This is a genomic window from Rhizobium sp. 01L419 (genome assembly GCF_056400025.1).
Genome location: NZ_JBFTSM010000022.1, coordinates 93,778 through 111,344 on the forward strand (window position 1 = coordinate 93,778; position 17,567 = coordinate 111,344).

A 17,567-nucleotide genomic window follows, 5' to 3' on the forward strand; every position below is an offset into this window, starting at 1 on the left:
TCACCTTCCGACATATATAGCGGCGAAGGATTGGCCGAACTGGCTGATCAGGGCTGCGATCGAGAAATAGAGCAGGAAAAGGCCGCCCATCAGCAGATAGGGCGTGGAGATGAAGTAGACCGGGATCTGTGGCGCGAGCTTGTTGATGAAGCCGATCGAGATGTTGAAGATCAGTCCATAAATCAGATAGGGGCTCGCCAGCCGCAGCATGATGTAGGTGGTCTGCTCCAGCGTATCAGTGAAGGTGATGAGCGTTGAGCGCATCTCCATCAAGCCGCCGAAGGGCATGGTCGTGTAGGAATCGATCAGCGCCCGGAACACGATATGATGGAAGTCCATGATGAAGAGAACCATCAGGCCGGTCATCGTGATGAAGGCGGTCAGGGTGATTTCCGCCGAATCTTCGACGACATCAGTCGTGCTCGGCTGCGTGTAACCAACCATCATGGAGACGATCGAAGCGGCAAATTGCAGGCCGAGCGTATAGAGCCGGGCGAGCATGCCGTACATCACTCCGATCAGCGATTCGCTGAAAATCAGGCCGATATAGGTGCCGGAACTGGTGTGAACGGACGGATAGACGGTGTCCCAGAGCACCGGCAGCACCGCAAGCGAAAGTCCGCCTGCGATGAAGACGCGCAACTGCTCCGGCACACGGGCGGAAGAAAAACCCGGAAGGGTCAGCACGCAGCCACCGATCCGGCAAAAAACCAGAAACAGCGCCAGAACTGTCCCTTGCGGGTCTGAAATCATGAAATCGAGCCCAAAATCTTGATTTCGATGCCCTTTGCCAGTTCCACATGCGAGAGGACGGGAAGCGTTGCGAAGAGTCGCTCGATGATCATGCGAACATAGGAGCGCGTTTCGGGTGACGTGACAAGGGCGAAAGGCAGGCCTCTATCCATGAATTCACGGATAACCTTCGTCGCCTGCTCGCTGAACTCTTCCAGCGTGCGGGGATCGATGTCGAATTCGACGACTTCGCCTTTTGCATCGCGCTTGAGAGCCTGGTGGAAAGCGAGATCCCATTTGCTGCCGAGCCGCAGGACGCGCAGCACGCCGTTGTCCGCCAGGTCTCCGCAGAGCTGCTGGGCCATGCGGATGCGGACGTGCTCGACGATCTGTTCCGTCTTGCGGACATGCGGGGCAAGTTCGGCAACCGCTTCCAGAATGAGGTGCAGGTTGCGGATCGAGACGCGCTCGGCAAGAAGCAGTTTCAGCACCGCCTGCAGGCCCGAATAGGACATGTGGGACGAGCAGATCTCATCGGCCAGCTTCTTATATTCAGGGTCGAGACGATCGATCAGGATCTTCACGTCCTTGTAGGACAGAAGCTGCGGCAGGTTGTTGCGGATAACCTCGCTCATATGCGTCAGTACGACCGAGACGTTGTCGATCGGCTGGAAGCCTTCCCGCTTCAGATCCTCGGCGAAGTTTTCGAGAATTGAAACTGCCGGCATGCCGAAAGCTGGTTCGCGGATTTCGTCACCCGGAATACTCGGCTTGCGGCCGGCCCCGGTGACGACGAGGACTTCGCCGACACGCAGCAGGTTCGAGGCGACGGTCGTGCCGTGAATACGGATCTGGTACGACTTTTCGGGGATGCCGATATCATCCGTAACCTTGATTTCCGGCACGACGAAGCCGTACTGGGTCGCAAACTTCTTGCGCATCTTGCCGACGCGGAAGGCGAGTTCCTGATGGGCGCCAAGCAGGCGGGTCGAGACCATCTTGCCGAGAGCAAGCTCGATCTCAGAAGTGCGGAGAACCGACTTGACCGAGTCCTTTTCGAGCTCCTTGCTCTGGACAACCTTCTTTTCCTCGGCATCACGGCGGATCTTGTTTTCCGCTTCGACCTGACGCGGAATGAACCAGGCGCCGAAGGCGAGAAGACTGCCGAGGATCACGAAGGGGACAAACGGCAGGCCCGGCATCAGGGCCAGGACGAACATCAGCACGGCCGAGACGGAGAGCGCACGGGGATAGCCGCTCAGCTGATTGACGACCGCCTGGTCGGTGGAGCCGGTGGTGCCGCCGCGCGAGACGAGCAGGCCGGCGGCAAGCGAGACGATGAGGGCCGGCATCTGCGAGACGAGGCCGTCACCGACCGACAGCTTGACGAAGACATCGGCCGCTTCGCCGATCGGCATGCCGTGGCGGAAATAACCGATGATGATGCCGCCGAAGACGTTGATACCGGTAATGAGAAGACCCGCGACCGCGTCACCGCGAACGAATTTCGACGCACCGTCCATCGCACCGAAGAAGGAGCTTTCTTCTTCCAGCTCCTTGCGGCGGCGCTGGGCTTCCTTCTCGTCGATGATACCGGCCGAGAGGTCGGCATCGATCGACATCTGTTTGCCGGGGATGGCATCAAGGGTGAAACGTGCGCCGACTTCCGCGATACGCGTCGCACCCTTGGTGATGACGATGAAGTTGATGGTGATGAGGATCAGGAAGACGATCAGACCGATGACGAAGTCGCCGGACATGACCAGGCTTGCGAAGCCGGCGATGACGCCGCCTGCCGCGTCGTGCCCTTCGTTGCCGTGCGAAAGGATGACTCGCGTGGTCGCGATGTTCAGCGCCAATCGCGTCATCGTCGCGATCAGAAGGATGGTTGGGAAGGACGAGAAATCGAGAGGCTTCTGGATCCATAGTGCGACCATGAGGATCAGCACCGAGAAGGCGATCGAGAATGCCAGCCCCATGTCGATCAGGAACGGCGGGATCGGCAGGAAGAGGATGCAGATGATACCGATGATGCCCAAGGCAAAACCGATATCACGGATGTTGGGAGCGACTTTCGGAAGGGGTAGTGCAGGTGGTTGCGCCATGGCGATTCCGTCTCTTCATGAGAGGAGGCGGACATCAGAGTCCGCCCAATTCGGATCGACAGTTAAATGGCGAAGCTTGCGCGAAGTTGGCTCAGAAGCCGGACTGGATGCGCGAGAAGACCAGATTGGTGAAGATGGAAACCTGCGAGCCCACGAAGGGTGCGGTAATGCCGACGGTGACCAGAACGGCAACGATCTTCGGGACGAAGGTGAGTGTCGCTTCCTGCACCTGTGTAAGCGCCTGAATGAGCGCGATCACGAGACCGACAATCATCGCTGCAGCAACCGCAGGACCCGCGCCAATGAGAACGGTCCAGATCGCAGCCTGGAACAGATCGAGTGCATCAGCTTCATTCATCGCCAGGCAACCTCATATCGCCTTGAAAGCAGTCAGTCCGGCCTTAGCCGGACTAGGATTCGTCGGTATCGTCGCTCGGTGCGTTGGTCGGCGCCGTATCCGAGATGCTGATTCCCGCCTGGACGAGAACCTTATCCCCATTCTTGAGCGTTGCAACAAGGCCGTCCGAATAAACCTTGACGGATTCGACCTGACCTGTGGTCTTGCCGTCAGCGCTTGTCATATATTTGCCGACATAGCTGCTCGCCTGGGTAAGGCTGGAACTGGTCAGCAGTGTGTCCAGCTTCGAGTTCGTCTGGATCGTCTGCTCGACCTGCGAGAAGCTCGCGAGCTGTGACATCTGCTCGCTGGCATCCATCGGATCGGTCGGATCCTGGTTTTTCATCTGCGCGACAAGCAACTGAAGGAAGTTGTCGTAGTTCAGCGTGGCCTTTTTCTGCGCGGCATTGGACGAGCCATACGTGCTGCTGCCACCGCCTACGCCCTGGGTTCCATCTACCGCCATGGTGCGATCTCCCTGCGAATCTGCTCGACCATTGTCGGGGGCAGCTCGTGATTGTTGAGAATGCCGTCTTCGATCGCGTAGAGACCGCGGATCGCCTTCAGCGCGTCGAAGGCGCGGCCCGTCGAAACGAGTGCATCGATACGCTTCAGCTCGGCGAGGATTTCCTCGTTCTTGAAGCATGTGAGCAGCATCGTGATCGACTTGCGGAACATCGCCGTCGAATGTTCCTTGCCCTCGGGATTGATGAGGATCATCTGGGCAATGAAGTAGAGCTGGCGAAGCGGCGTGGTCGCGGCTTCCGGCTGCAGCACGTGGTTTTCGAGAAGGAACGTCACATCATTCAGGAATTCCAGTGCGACCTTGCGGTCGACACGCAGGACGGCGCCGTTGATGAAGATTCTTTCTCCGGCTTTCAGAGAAATGCGAAGTGTACTTTTCATTTAAGTCCATCCCTGATGATGGTGGTAACGTCGATGATGCCCTGGTAGTTATTCGACTGACGTTTTCTAATTCTGTCGCATTCCTTCAATATCCAGATCGCAATCGAGATGAGGTTCGCCCTGAGCTCGATTTCCAACTGGTTATCGGGATGTTTCAAATCCTCGATAAAGCTGATCCACACCCTTCGCGTATAGAAGAGAGCTTCAATGGACTCCCGGCTGTACTTCTCTTTGTCGCGCGCCACCGAAAGCAGTTCTATCGAACGTTCGAGAACCTGCCATTCTCGCTCCTTCGCGTCGGCAACCGAGTCTTGCATGACCTCGGCATAAGAGAACTGATACATTCATGCATCCTTCTTTATATTGCGCGCCTTTGCTCATCAAAGGTAGTTTACAAGACTCAACTGCTGGATCTTCGATACGATCGTGTAGGCGGTTTCGAGCTGGGTTTCCAAAGTCTTGACAAGGGTCGAGGCCTCATAGGGATCAACGCCCTGAATATCGACGAGCTTGGTCTGCATGATGTTCGACTGGGCATCGAGCGCGTCATTCGCCTTCTCGACACGCTCCTGTGACAGACCGAGCTGGCTCGCCTGGGTAACGATGCCGGTAGTGGCTCTGGTCGTATAGGTGATCGCCTTTGAAGAGACTGCGCTCATTGCGTCTGTGCTAAGGCTCTGCCCCATCAGGGCAGAGGTCACCACCGTCGCCAGAGCGAAGTAACGCATGCCTTCGGAATTGGCATTGGTCGAGGACTGAACAACTTCCGAATTGCTGATACGGCTCGTCATGTTCTGGCTGGACGCCTTCGACCAGCCGGTGGTCGGATCCGTCCAGGCCGCTTCGCTGAACATCGGCTCGACCTTGGTCTCGATGAAGGTCTTCATCTCGTCGCCGGTGAGCTGGTTGACCGGCTTCGGTGTCGGCAGGCCTGCCGCATAGGTATTCAGAGCTGCAACGATCGCCGCCGAAGTCGCAGTGGTTTTATCCGTTAGCGGCTGGATGTCGGTGTTGATGCCGGCAAAAAGATATTCGCCGTTCACCATCGAGTTCGACGTGTCCATCATCGTGGAAAGCGCGCTCGTGGCCGACTGGATTGCGACCGTGATGCTGCCCGGATCGTGGCTGCTCTGAAGCGCGGTCAGCTTGGACAGGAAGCTGTCGCCGGCCTTCTTCATTTTATCGAGCCCGGTTTGAGCCGATTCCATGCGGGCGTCGACGAGAGCGTTGCTCAGCTTGATCGATTTGATGCGGTCGACTTCGCGGGTAAAGTCGATGCTCTTGGCTGCGTAACCCCCAAGCGACACACCGATATCGGCGTAGGTGCCGGTGGTCGCTTCCATCGTCGCCTTCGTCATCTGGTTCTGCGCCTGACGGATCGTCAATCGCATGGCGTTTTGGATGGCCGAACTTGAAATAAATGAGCTTTTCATGGCTTAACTCGCAATATCCAGCAATGCTTTCAACATTTCATCAACGGCGTTCAAAATCTTGGTCGCCGCCTTGTAGGACTGTTCGATGTCGAGAAGGAGCGTCAGTTCCTCATCGAGATTGACGCCCGTTTCATTGGAATAAGCTTCATCGGTTCGTGCGGCGGCAGCCTGGGTGTTTTCCGCAGCCGTGGTCGCATCGCTGCGGTTCTGCTCGAGCCAGCCAATCGAATTGGTGGCGTAGCTCATGATGCTGACATTGGTGTCCAGGCCCGAATCGGTGTCGAACGGAATGCCACTGTCCATCGCCGTATAGAGGCGGTCGAGTTCTGCGGAGTAGCCACTCGAACCCGTCGTGTTCTTCGGCGGCCCACCGTTGATGTTGCCATCGCGCAGGCGCATGGGATCGCCGGCCGGAGTGCCGCTCGTTATGACACCCTTATTGATAGCAATCGTTCCAGCGATGCCATCGATGATGCCGCCACCTGGCGGAACTGGCGGAACTCCGCCAGCCGTGCCCGTTTGCGGGTCTGACCAGACGAAAAGACCGGGTGCGCCAGCTTCCTGATAGAGATTGACAAGACCACGGGCGACCTCGTCGAGCTGGCTCTGGAACTTCGGCGCGATATCGTCGCGGACTTGCAGGAGCGAAGCGAGGCTGCCCTGGGCATTGGTCGATGCGCCCGTCCCCATATTGACGGCAACGCCGTCGATATAGACCTTGTTGCCTTTCGTGCTCGCCGCATAGGACTGCGTCGGCTCGAAGCTGACCGAGCGCGGGATCGTCTCGAACAGGGTGGTGCCATCGGCCGTATAGAGCACCATATCATTGTTGGGGCGCTGAACCGTCTGTACGCCAACGATCTGATTGATCTGCTTGAGAACCTTTTCACGCTCGTCGAGTGCGCTCGAAGGATCCTCATTACCCGCCGTCGCCTTCTTGACGGCGTTGTTTGCCGTTTCGAACTGCTTCAGGAGGCTGTTCAGCGAGTCGACCTGGTTCTTGACCTGCTTGTCGGCATCGGAACGCTGCTGCTGGACGGCCTTGGAGGCATTGTTCAGCGAGGTGACGACATCCTGTGCCGCAGTGATCGCGCCTTGTGCGGCGATCAGGTCGCCAGGGGTGGCGCGGAACGTGCCGAGCTTGTCGCGGAAGGCGCGCAGCGCCACTTCCGGAGACGTCTCGTTGTTGTTGCCACCCATGATCGACTTCAGATCTTCAAGGCCGCTCAGCAGGGTCTGCTGGGAGCTATCCTGTGAGGAGGCCTTGAGATATTGTTTCAGCAGTGCATCTTCCTGTGCGCGGCTGATCTTGACCACCTGGGCGCCGTTCAGCGAGGTGGAGAGCATCGCCTGCCGGCGCACATAGTCCTTGTTGCCGGCGTTCGAGATATTGTTCGATACGATGCTGCTCTGTGCGCCCGTATTGTTGAATATGCTCTGCGCGGTGTTAAGTGCTGAAGTGAGCGACATGGCTTACCCGTTACCCTTATTAACGCTTGAGGTTGACGAGAACGTCCATGAGATCGGAACCCGTCTGGAACACCTTGGAGTTGGCGGTGTAGCTGCGCTGGGATTCGATCATTTCCGTCAGCTCGCCGGCGAGGTCGACGTTCGAGCCTTCGAGGGCGCCCGACTGGATCTTGCCCAAGCCGCTGGTCTGCGGGAAGCCGGTAACAGTCACGCCCGACTTGCCGTTGGCCGAGTAGACGTTGCCGGACATCAGCGTCAGCAGGTCCGGGCTCGGCACATTGGCGAGCGGGATCTGGAAGACGGGCTTGGTGCTGCCGTCATCGTACTTCGAGTAGACGATACCGTCGGAGTCGATGGTGATATCGACCGGCGAATTCGCGCCCTGACCGTCGACGTTGCCAGTGCCCGAGAAGTTGTCGCCAACCTGGGAGAGGTCGAGCGTCATCTTGATGGTGAGGCCCGTCTTGGGGTCGACGATGTTTGTCGTCGACGGAGCCACCGGCACCGTCATCTCGCCCTTGTCGTTGAACTGGATAGTGGTGGTGTTCACCGGACCCGACGTATAGGGGAAGGAACTCGTGCCGGTCGCTGCCTTGTCAGCATTGCGGTAGACCGCCATTTCCCACTGCGTCGTACCAGCCGCTGCCGGCGGAGATGCCGGGTTTGGAACCTTGGTGTAGTAGATGTCGTACATCACCTTACTGCCGAGCTTGTCGTAGGTGACCATCGAGTACTTCTGCGTGTCCGTGGTCGCCGTAGCGGCGTTTGCGCTCGGCAGATTGGCCGGAACAGTTACAATCTTCGCACCGGGCTTCAGATTGCCGTTCCATGTACCGTTTGCGGTCGGAACGGCTTGCAGCTTCTGGTCGCCGAGTACGTTGATCGGAACGAGGCCATCGAAACCGTTGACGACGACGGCCGGAGCCGAGGCGCCCCATGGATAACCCATGAGCGTGAAGCCGGCCGAGTTGACGAGGTTGCCGCTGTCGTCCTTCGTAAAGTCGCCGGCGCGGGTCAGGACAGGAACGCCGTCAGCGCCCTGGACGATGAAGAAGCCGTCGCCGGAAATTGCGAGGTCGTAACCGGAGGTCGTGTAGGAAATATCGCCCTGGTCGGAGACAGCCTGACGAACCGTCGTCGTCACGCCGCCCGAGTTGTAGTTGCCGGAGCCCGATGGCAGGACCAGCGACGAGAACGCGGTCGAAACAGCCTTGTAACCGCTGGTGTTCACGTTGGCGATATTATCGGAGACGGTGCTGAGGCGGTTTGCCTGCGCGTTCATCCCCGAGACTGCCGTCTTCATGCTGCCGAAAATGCTCATCTGAAAACCTCGTTTTACCTGTTAAATACAACAGTATTTGGCGGGCCTTGCGTGAAGCTGTCTGTTGCGCCGGGTCGCCGATCGAAATATTCCGGCTTTCCCGCGCGGCATGGCCCGCGCCGAAAAATCAATTCCAATCAATGCAATAGCCAAGGAAACGCTTGGAATCGACCGGGTCGACACCGAGCTTCTTGCGCAGCTTCTTGCGCAGCTTGGAGATGTGGCTTTCAACGACGTTTTCTTCGACTTCCTCGTCGAAAATGCCGTAGATCGCATTGAAGATCTGCGTCTTGGTGACACGACGACCGCGATTGGCGATCAAGTATTCCAGGATGCGACGCTCGCGACGCGGCAAAGCAAAGACCTCGCCGTGGATTTCCGGATCGCGACCATCCGAGAAGACGCGGATCCCGCCGATGTCGGTGTAGTTTGTGATCGCCTTCAGGCGGCGACGGATTGCAGCAGCACGCGCGAGAATCTCGCGAGGATGCACCGGCTTGCGTACAACGTCGTCGACGCCGCAGTCGAAAAGCGCAAGTGTGTTTTCGAGCGACGGCTGGTCGCTGACGGCAATCACAGGCGCCATCGAGCGATCGCGTATGGCACGCGGCAACTCCATGGTGCGCTGCCCCTGACCAATCAGGAATGCCTCTACCGCGGCGATGTCCGAATCAGCCGCCGTCTGCACCCATTCGCCGAATTCACTGGGATCAAAGCCGGTTGAGGGAATGCCCTCACGGCCAAAAAGAGAAGTGTAACCATCCTTCACGAGCTCACGCTCATCAACCACTACGATCATTCGTCCGCCTCCGAATCAGTGTGGCACATCGATGATCTATGGATACGAATCGCGCGAATCAGCGGCTACTCGTGAAAGTTAATGGCGGAAATTAATAATTGATTAAGAATTGGGTGCCGATTTGATCTACATATAGTATGCCGAGCTTGTTATGCACACAAAAATTTCGTGGAAAAGTTAACGCCCGGTTAATTGTGGCTTGCAAGCGGGATTCATGCCGGATTCCTGCCACACTCTGACACAGTTTGGTCATAATTCGGCAATTCAATTATTAATTGAATTAATTTGCGCAGAAATTGCTCGCATTGGGAGTCCACTTGCCGTAGCCGGTGGCAACGAGATTTGCGATGACGCGGCAGACATACTGCTTCTGAGCGGGGTTGTTGTTCGGCCCCGCGTGGTATCTGGCTACCGCCATGGTCCACGTCTCGTGACGGTCGTGAAGGTTGCGCAGGAACTTCGCAGCATATTCCACGTTGCGATGGGGATCGAACATTTCCTCTACGGAGCTGAAGTTCTCGCCGTGGAAATAGTGATTGATCTGCATACATCCGATATCGATGAGCTTCGCGCCGCCTCTGCTGGAGGTGTCGAATTGCCGCAATGCGGCCTGCTCGGAGGATGGAAACAGGGCCTTCCCTTCGACGTTCATCGCATATGGATAGAGCGATCCCTTGCGGCCGGTTTCCGTCAGCCCGACTGAATAGAGAATTCCTTCCGGAATGCCGTATTTGGCCGCTGCTGACTGGATTTCACGCTCACAGGCGCCGGTAGAGGCCGATGCGCTAGAGGTAAACGCTGCCAGAGCGGCTGCCGCCAGCGTCGACAGCAGAAGCGTTCTCAACACCGTTGCCGCCCGCACCATTGAAGCCTCCATCCGTCTGCTGCGCTGTCTGGTTCTGGCGCTCGCGCGCCTCGCCGCCCTGGCCTTGTCCCTGCTGGGCAAGCGATTGCTGCTGGGAAGCCTGTCCCTGGCCGTTTGCCTGGCTACCGGTATCGGCTCGCTCCACAGGCGCCATGCTGATGGTCACGTTATCGACCGCATAGCCCTGGCTGCGCAGCGCCTCGAGAATCTTGCCGTGATCTTCCTTGAGCTGGCGATAGGCCGCACCGGTCTCGACCTTGAGGTCGACGCTCAGCGCATCACCTGACAGGCGCATCGTGGCGGTGACGGGGCCAAGATCGATCGGGCTCATCTGGATCTTGAGGGTGTTCACCACCTTGCCGGTACTCGTCCATTCGGCGGCGTTCGACAAAGCGGAACTCGGCTGCATGGCACGCGCCCATTCGCTGTCGCCCGAAAGTGCCGCTGTCACGTTTGCGGAATTCGGATTCTGCACGAGGCCGAGATAGCGGCGGGAGTCCAGGACGGAAACATTTTCAACGTTCGACTTTGCCGACTTCTCCGAGCCAGGCTGTTCAGTGCCGATATGCATGTCCATCGACTGACCGCGGCCATCGGCCCGGCTGATCCTGAAGGTCTTGCCCTCGACGCCTTCGGCATTCTCCGTTCCCGGCACGCGCGTGTCATCGTGATGCGTGGCAACGGCTGCCAGCGCATCCGATACATGCGCATCGCCCTTGGCGCCATTTACGCCTTCAGTTTTCGCGTCCTTTTTTCCAGCCGTCGCATCATCAGCCTTCGCCGCTGCGTGATGCGCGGATGCCTGGAGCATAGCCGCGGCGTCCCCTGGCTCCTTCTTCAGAAGGCCGAGGACATCGGTGATATCGCCGTCGCCGGCTTCAGCATCGGTGCCCGCATCGATATCGCCATCAAGCGCGCTGGTCTTGGTGTGCTTGCCCGGCTTGCCCACTGCTTGCGCTGCGGTTTCGGCCGCCAGATCCTTGGCGTCCGGCTTGCCAAGCCCGAAGACAGCCGTGTTCTTGCCCTGGCCTTTTTCGGACTTCGCAGGCATCTTGCCGGCGTCTGCGATCGTCTCGGGCTGCACGTCCGTCTGTCCTTTGAGCGATGCGTCGTTCAAATCGATCAGCGGCTTCGAATTGCGGTTGCGCAGGTTGCGTGCCGCGGTTTCCGCGCTGCCACCCGCGGCATGCTCGTCGGACGTATCGACGGCATCCGTATCCTGATCTGCATTGGCTGCCTTGGAGAGGGCATCTGAAAAGCCGCCCTTCTGATCCGCAGCCTCGCCCTTGCCGGCCCCCCGACCGGTCTTTACGGACGCAGACGCATCCGTGCCGGGCGCTCCGCCCGAGACGCTGATATCCATCATCATCTTACTTGCCTTCCTGGGCCAGGAGACCGTCGATTTCGTCGAGCTTGGATCGATTGGTCGTCACGAACGAGGTGAATGAAGGGTCGACATCCTGGCTTCCCTTGCCAGCAGCCGCGCCTTCGATAACAGGTTCCGGAGCAGCGGCCAGCGCTCCTTCCGGTTGCGCAGCCGTGGCGGCTGCAGCCTGTTCAGAAGTGATTTCTTGATTAGTATTATTAGGGGTGGAGCCTTGTGTCAGGCTTGCCGGATCCGGAGCCCGCAATATCTGCTCGGCGACGGATCTTGCGGCGGCTTGCAGCGCCTGGTCCTGCGGCGAGAGCGACGCGCCGGATATATTGGCGATGTATTTGGCAGCCTGGTCGATATTGTCGGTGGGGACGTTCGCCATGCCGTTGTAAAAATCGGCGAGCGGTCCGAAGGGATTTTCCGTCCCCTCGCCCAACGATTGGACGCGCTGGGCGGCCATGCGCGCGAGATCGGGCTTTCCGGCAATCGCGGCGGCGCGCGCGACGCGCAGATAGACCTCTCGCTGCCGCGGCGCATCCATGAAGGACAGGATATCGACCACCGTCTGCGGATTGACATCATGATCATGGCTGACGATCAGCTTCACGAAGAGATCGGCAAACTGGCTGGCATAGGGCGAATGAAGAAAACGGCGGACATAGCGCTGCGAATAGGCAAGCCCCTTGTCGACCTGCCCGGTTTCGACGCAAATGGCGACCGAGCGGCGCAACGCCGCCTCCTCCACGATGGTGCCGGGTGCATTGAGCCGCGCCCTGTCATACAGCGTAAGGGCATCCACTGGTTTCGTGGCGATCAGTACATTGCCGCCGATCAGCGCCAGATAGGGGCCGATCTTCTTGCCTTCATATTCCTTGGCCGTTTCTTCCAGCGTCTTGGAGACAAGCAGGCCCTTGCCGCTTAGATATTTCCGCAACACGTCGGTAACGCGATTATCGAAATAGCCATTGACGTCATGGGCGACGAGATATTCGAGTGTCTGAGGATTGCCGCCGCTCATCACATAGATCAGCGCGGCATCGACATTGCGGTCGTCATCGTAGATCGACGGATCGACGTTGCGCAGGCGCTGATCGATCTTTCCAAGCATGAACCGCTGCATTTCACCGGCGGAATGATCGCCTGCTACAACCGAGTCCTGAACGAACTGCAGAGAGCGCAGCATTTTGTACGGCGCGAGATCGTCCGCATCTGCGGCATGACCGACGGCGGGCGACATCAGCGCCAGACCGAAGATCGCATATCTGAAATAGCGATGCTGCCTGCGCGTCATACGACTATCCTTGATCTGCCTGTACGAGAATCTCGATCCGGCGGTTTGACGCGTTGAAGGGCTCCTCGGGCAGCTTCAGGCGACGGTCGGCGAAGCCGGAAACCTGGGAAATACGCTTCTCATCAAGACCGCCGTGAACGAGCATGTAGTAAGCGCTCTGGGCACGGTCCATCGAGAGACGCCAGTTCTCGTTGAGATCGCCCTTGAACTGCCGGCCGTCCGTATGGCCGCGGATGGCGACTGCTCCGCCCCTCTGTTTCAGGATCGCACCGATCTTCTGCATCGCGAGGACCATTTCCTGACGCGGCACCGCAGAGCCGATGTTGAACATGGAGTCATCGTTCTGGTCGGAAATGCTCACCAGCAGACCGCCCTCGGACGCCGTAACCGTCAGGCCCTCAGCGAGCTTGCCGGCAACGCCCGCGATCTGCTGGGCAATCTCTTGCTGCAGTTCCTCGGCCTGTTGCTTCTCTTCGGCTTGCTTAGCCTCTTCCTTTTTGTCGGCGTCCTTGGTCTTGTCCGCCTGCTTGTCTTTGGTCTTATCCGCCTTCTTGTCCGCCTGCTTCTCTGCCGACGCGGCGACGGCAGCACTGTTGGGGTCCTTGCTCAGCAGAGTGGAGGGCTGGGTATTTTCGGCCTTGGCGATCTCATCCGGTTTGGCCTGCGATTCGAGCGGCGAAGGCTGCTGCGGCTTGCCGGCGGTGGTAACTTCGACCTGCTTGGTCCAGAAATCCGGATCGAAGGGGTCGCGGTAGGCTTCGCCGCCATCGGCACCAGTAGCCGGGCCTGAATCCGCCGCACCGCCGTCACCCTTGGCGCTGACATTTGCCTGCTGGCCAACTTCCTGGGCGATCTCGGCGAGAACCGAATAGGGGTTCTCGAAGAAATCGGCTTCCGAATAATTGGTCTTGTCACCGGAGGTCGAGGTCTGGTCCTCACCGTCAGCGGCCGACTTGCCCTGGTTCGGATTCTCTTCCTTATTCTTCGACTTTTCCTGGTTCTGCTCGCCCTCGGCTTGGTCGACGGGCTTCTTCAAGCCTTTTTCGGTCGGCTTTTCATCTGACAGTTTGATCGGATTGAAATAGGTCGCGATCGAGGCCTTGGTTTCTTCGTTGGCGGCGTTGACGAGCCACATGACGAGGAAGAAGGCCATCATTGCCGTCATAAAGTCGGCATAGGCAATTTTCCATGCACCGCCATGGGCGCCATCGTGATCTCCACCGCCATGTTTCTTGACGATGATGATCTCGTTCTTACCGTGGTGATGGTTTTCGCCGTCGCTCATTCGGACACTTTCTTCAAGCTGGCCGCCCAGGCGGAGATGCGGGTAACGAGCACAGTTTCGCCAATCTCGGCAGCAAGGTCGATGTCATCAGCCTCATGATGGCGGACCAATGCCGCATGCTCTGCGAGTTCATCCTTGAGGATATCGAAAAGCTTGGCCGGACCGCGCACGATGATTGGGGCGGCCGCGCCGTCGAGGATCGCCTCGCGCAGCAGGACGGCGAGATTTTCCGTTGCTTTTTTCGAGAGCGCTTCAGTCATGATCGGTGTGATGGCTGAAGCGGTCATTTCGCTGACGAGCGTGGCAATCTCTTCGGCCATGTCACGGATACGGGAAGCAATTACCGCAGCCGCTTCGATCTCGTAGCGAAGTTTCAGCTCCTCGATCTCACGGACATGAGCTTCGGCCGCCGTTTGGGCTTCGCCTTCGTATTTTTCGGTCAGTTCCACGGTCGCAGCCGCAAAGCCTTCGGAATAAGCCTCGCGCCGCTCCGCCTCGACGTCGATTTCGGGTTCCGGCGGCAGTTCCGCAAATGTGGAGGTGGTTTCTGCGGCGAAATCATCAACATCGATGATCGGTGCCGAGGGACCCGGCTCACCGAAATCCTTCAAATACCGGGAAAGCATAATGCTCATAAAAAACCGTCCAGTATTCGGGAGGCACGCGGCATGCCCCCGCTTGAAAAATGACCATCGTCCTTGTCGGCATGCCGTTCCGATTCGGGAGAGGCCCAGAGCCTGTCGCCGGCATGGATTCGGACGTTGCCTTCATGCCGGAAACTAGAAACCCAAACTTGCGCGAGGATGAATGGCGCCGCCCTCGCACCGATCATTATTCGAGCAGGATAAGAATCTTGCTGGCGGATGCGTTCAGAATGGAGATCGCTTCAACGGCCATCTGTTTCTGGGTTTCGATAGCCTTCTGGCGGGTCGAGGCCTCGTCCATATCGGTGTCGACCAGGGCGCCAACGCTCTTATCGACAGCGTCAGACAGGTCTGCGGTATAGTCGATCTGATCGTCGATGCGGGCTTTCATGATACCGATCCCTGCTGCCGAATTGGTAAGCTGCTTGAGCATGGAGTCCGTGGCCGTCAGCATATCCGTGAGCTGCGAGTCGGTGGTCGACTTACCGATGGAGATTTCCGTGCCGGTCGCGGGCGTCGCGGAGTTAACGTTCAGCAGATAATAATTGCGGACCGGCGTGCCGTCAGCATTGCCATTGACCGCCTTGGTAAACAGGCCGCCATTGGCATTATTCCTGTCGATCAGGATGGTCTGGGACGACGGAAAGTCGATGGTCTGCGCCTGATATTCGCCTGTCGGGGCGCGCACGAAGCTGCCGATGATCTTCCACTGCGGGGGTGCCGCAGGCTCGCCGTTCAACAGCCAGTTTTCGCCAGCGAACGACGTTCCCTCGACCATCGTCTGGAGCTGGTTCTTGTATTCGGTGATTTCCGCATTGATCTTGTCCTTGTCGGCGCCGGGCTCACGCGCAGCAACCAGCTTGGCTCTGAGATCGCCGAGGAGATCGATGGCAGAATTCATCGCCGTATAGGTCGCATCAACCTTTGCGGCGCCGAGGCCAAGGGCATCGCCAATGGTGCCTAGATTGGTACTGTCAGCGCGCATGACGCTCGCGATCGACCAATAGGTCGCATCGTCTGCGGCAGTGGCGACCCGCTTTGCCGTAGAAATCTGCTGCTGTACGTCGGTTGATTCTTTAGTGATGCTGCGCAGCACTGCAAGCGCACTCACCGCGGCCGCGTTGGTAATCTTGACGGTCATCGACATGGTCTCGGAAAGGTGATGGGATCAGGCCGGTTTTGCCGGCAGCGACTGAACTGGCTTCATGCCGCCGGCAGGTCCCCCACACCGGTGCGTCGCAAACAAATCAACTCCCGGTAAGGTTAACCCGATATCAACGATTTTCGCAAGAGCGCAAACAGGATTAAAACAGCAACATCGCTGTCCTTGGAAGTAATTGAAATAAAAGAAAAACCGCGCCGTTTCGGCGCGGTTTCCAGGTTGCCACAAATTGGCGACACAAGGTTTGATCCAGCTTCAACCGCTGGCTTAGCTGCGGAAGAGCGTGAGGACGTTCTGAGCGCTGGAGTTAGCAATCGAGAGCGACTGGATCGCGAGTTGCTGTTGCGTCTGTAGTGCCGTGAGCCTGCTCGATTCCTCTTCCATGTCGGCGTCCACGAGGCGGCCGACACCCGAGTCGATCGAGTCACCGAGGGCGGCGACGAAGGTTTCCTGCAGCTCGATGCGGTTGGAGATGGAGCCGAGCTGAGAAGCTGCCTTCGTCATCGCCTCCAGGCCCGATTCGATTGCTGTCAGTGCCATAGCGATTTCCGTCTGACCAAAGGAGGTGATGTTCATGGTGTAGATCGACCCGATCGTGCCGTTGGCGCTGCCGATAACGCCGGTGCTCGAATCGATGGTTCCGGTCGTGGTCATGCCGAACAGCACGTTACCGTTGGAAGCCGCGTTCAGGACATAATCGGTCGTCTTGACCGAGACATTGCCGTTGCCGTCGCGGACGAAGGTGGAAACGACGCTCTTGGTCGAGTTGCCTGCAACCCAGTTCTCACCGGAGAAGGAAGCCGACTGGGAGATGCTCATGAGCTGAGCCTGGAGCTGGGCGATTTCTTCCTGGACCTTGGTCTTGTCGACACCCTTTTCAGTTGCTGCGACGATCTTGGATTTGATCTCGCTGACGACGTCGATGGCGTTGTCCATGGCGGTGTAGGCCGTATCGACCTTGGCAGCGCCGAGGCCTAGGGCGTCGGAAACGGCCGAGAGGGCCTTGTTGTCCGAACGCATGGTCGTCGCGATGGACCAATAGGCTGCGTTATCTGCTGCCTTTTCAACGCGATAGCCGGAAGATACGCGACCTTGAGTATCCTGAAGATTGTTGCTGATACCCCGGAGGGTCTGGAGAGCGGCCATAGCCGCGACGTTCGTCAAAATGCTTGTCATGAAATGATTGCCCCTTGCTGGCAGACATTAAAAAAAGGGACATTCCGGAATAGCGACCGGGAACGACGATCAGCCTTCATGCCTGTTAACCCGTTCTTAAATTTGGTTAACTCGCCGTCTCGTTGAGACGCAGATGACAGCAATATGGTTAATCAATCGTTAACGGAAATTAAAAAAGCCGCGCTCCATGGAAGCGCGGCTCGATTTTGATAGAACCCGCCGGTTACCCGGCGGGTTATGTTTGGGGATCCTATTAGCCGCGGAAGAGCGACAGGATGTTCTGCGAAGAGGAGTTGGCGATCGAGAGCGACTGGATCGCGAGCTGCTGCTGCGTCTGCAGGGCAGAGAGCTTGGAGGACTCTTCTTCCATGTTGGCGTCGACCAGGCGACCGACACCGGAGTCGATCGAGTCGCTGAGCGCGTTGACGAAGTCGTCCTGCATGGTGATGCGGGTGGTGATCGAACCGAGCTTTGCACCGGCAGAGGTCATCGCCTTCAGAGCGTTTTCGACGTTGGTCAGAGCGAGACCGAGTTCGGCCTGACCGAAGGACGTGATGTCGAGCGAGTAGACCGAGCCGATCGTACCGCTGGTCGTGCCGAGGATGC

General features: G+C 58.2%; 18 protein-coding genes. All 18 read right to left on the reverse strand.

What is annotated here, in order from left to right; translation table 11 throughout:
- A complete protein-coding gene (gene fliR, locus AC1DUP_RS31920) occupies nt 1–753 on the reverse strand; it encodes a flagellar biosynthetic protein FliR (protein ID WP_113300731.1) in 753 nt (250 codons plus the stop codon).
- Nucleotides 750–2,837, reverse strand: a complete 2,088-nt coding sequence (gene flhA, locus AC1DUP_RS31925) for a flagellar biosynthesis protein FlhA (protein WP_477836736.1) — start codon at nt 2,835–2,837, stop codon at nt 750–752. Before flhA ends, fliR begins: the two co-directional genes overlap by 4 nt.
- Before the next feature lie 91 nt (nt 2,838–2,928).
- Nucleotides 2,929–3,195, reverse strand: a complete 267-nt coding sequence (fliQ, locus tag AC1DUP_RS31930) for a flagellar biosynthesis protein FliQ (RefSeq protein ID WP_113300733.1) — start codon at nt 3,193–3,195, stop codon at nt 2,929–2,931.
- Nucleotides 3,196–3,247: 52 nt separating this feature from the next.
- Nucleotides 3,248–3,700, reverse strand: coding sequence for a flagellar hook assembly protein FlgD (flgD, locus tag AC1DUP_RS31935; RefSeq protein ID WP_113300734.1), 453 nt, complete (start codon nt 3,698–3,700; stop codon nt 3,248–3,250).
- A complete protein-coding gene (gene flbT, locus AC1DUP_RS31940) occupies nt 3,691–4,140 on the reverse strand; it encodes a flagellar biosynthesis repressor FlbT (protein WP_113300735.1) in 450 nt (149 codons plus the stop codon). Before flbT ends, flgD begins: the two co-directional genes overlap by 10 nt.
- A complete protein-coding gene (gene flaF, locus AC1DUP_RS31945; RefSeq protein WP_183748984.1) occupies nt 4,137–4,484 on the reverse strand; it encodes a flagellar biosynthesis regulator FlaF in 348 nt (115 codons plus the stop codon). The genes flbT and flaF overlap by 4 nt, the downstream gene beginning before the upstream one ends.
- A 36-nt stretch (nt 4,485–4,520) precedes the next feature.
- Nucleotides 4,521–5,573, reverse strand: coding sequence for a flagellar hook-associated family protein (locus AC1DUP_RS31950; protein WP_477836737.1), 1,053 nt, complete (start codon nt 5,571–5,573; stop codon nt 4,521–4,523).
- A gap of 3 nt (nt 5,574–5,576) precedes the next feature.
- Nucleotides 5,577–7,043, reverse strand: coding sequence for a flagellar hook-associated protein FlgK (gene flgK / locus AC1DUP_RS31955; RefSeq protein ID WP_113311563.1), 1,467 nt, complete (start codon nt 7,041–7,043; stop codon nt 5,577–5,579).
- Between the two features lie 19 nt (nt 7,044–7,062).
- Complete coding sequence (locus tag AC1DUP_RS31960) at nt 7,063–8,364, reverse strand: flagellar hook protein FlgE (RefSeq protein WP_113311564.1); 1,302 nt, start codon at nt 8,362–8,364, stop codon at nt 7,063–7,065.
- A gap of 127 nt (nt 8,365–8,491) precedes the next feature.
- On the reverse strand, nt 8,492–9,163 hold the full coding sequence (gene rem, locus AC1DUP_RS31965; protein WP_113300740.1) for a transcriptional activator Rem: 672 nt from the start codon (nt 9,161–9,163) through the stop codon (nt 8,492–8,494).
- Nucleotides 9,164–9,443: 280 nt separating this feature from the next.
- Nucleotides 9,444–10,007: a lytic transglycosylase domain-containing protein gene (locus tag AC1DUP_RS31970; RefSeq protein WP_115036594.1), complete on the reverse strand. Its 564-nt coding sequence runs from the start codon at nt 10,005–10,007 to the stop codon at nt 9,444–9,446.
- Nucleotides 9,949–11,394 (reverse strand): flagellar hook-length control protein FliK, encoded by a 1,446-nt coding sequence (gene fliK / locus AC1DUP_RS31975; RefSeq protein WP_115036596.1) that lies wholly within the window; start codon nt 11,392–11,394, stop codon nt 9,949–9,951. The genes AC1DUP_RS31970 and fliK overlap by 59 nt, the downstream gene beginning before the upstream one ends.
- A gap of 4 nt (nt 11,395–11,398) precedes the next feature.
- Nucleotides 11,399–12,694 carry a chemotaxis protein MotC gene (motC, locus tag AC1DUP_RS31980; protein ID WP_113300741.1) on the reverse strand — a complete coding sequence of 432 codons (1,296 nt, stop codon included), beginning with the start codon at nt 12,692–12,694 and terminating at the stop codon, nt 11,399–11,401.
- A 4-nt stretch (nt 12,695–12,698) separates the two neighbouring features.
- A complete protein-coding gene (locus tag AC1DUP_RS31985) occupies nt 12,699–13,979 on the reverse strand; it encodes a MotB family protein (RefSeq protein WP_115035694.1) in 1,281 nt (426 codons plus the stop codon).
- Nucleotides 13,976–14,614, reverse strand: coding sequence for a hypothetical protein (locus AC1DUP_RS31990; protein WP_113311567.1), 639 nt, complete (start codon nt 14,612–14,614; stop codon nt 13,976–13,978). The genes AC1DUP_RS31985 and AC1DUP_RS31990 overlap by 4 nt, the downstream gene beginning before the upstream one ends.
- A gap of 196 nt (nt 14,615–14,810) precedes the next feature.
- Nucleotides 14,811–15,764 (reverse strand): flagellin N-terminal helical domain-containing protein, encoded by a 954-nt coding sequence (locus tag AC1DUP_RS31995; protein WP_113300751.1) that lies wholly within the window; start codon nt 15,762–15,764, stop codon nt 14,811–14,813.
- Nucleotides 15,765–16,052: 288 nt separating this feature from the next.
- The gene (locus AC1DUP_RS32000) at nt 16,053–16,961 is read right to left on the reverse strand and encodes a flagellin N-terminal helical domain-containing protein (protein WP_113300745.1); all 909 of its coding nucleotides are present in this window, start codon (nt 16,959–16,961) and stop codon (nt 16,053–16,055) included.
- A 253-nt stretch (nt 16,962–17,214) separates the two neighbouring features.
- Nucleotides 17,215–17,567 (reverse strand): flagellin (locus tag AC1DUP_RS32005; RefSeq protein WP_477836738.1); only part of this gene is annotated, 353 nt, incomplete at its 5' end.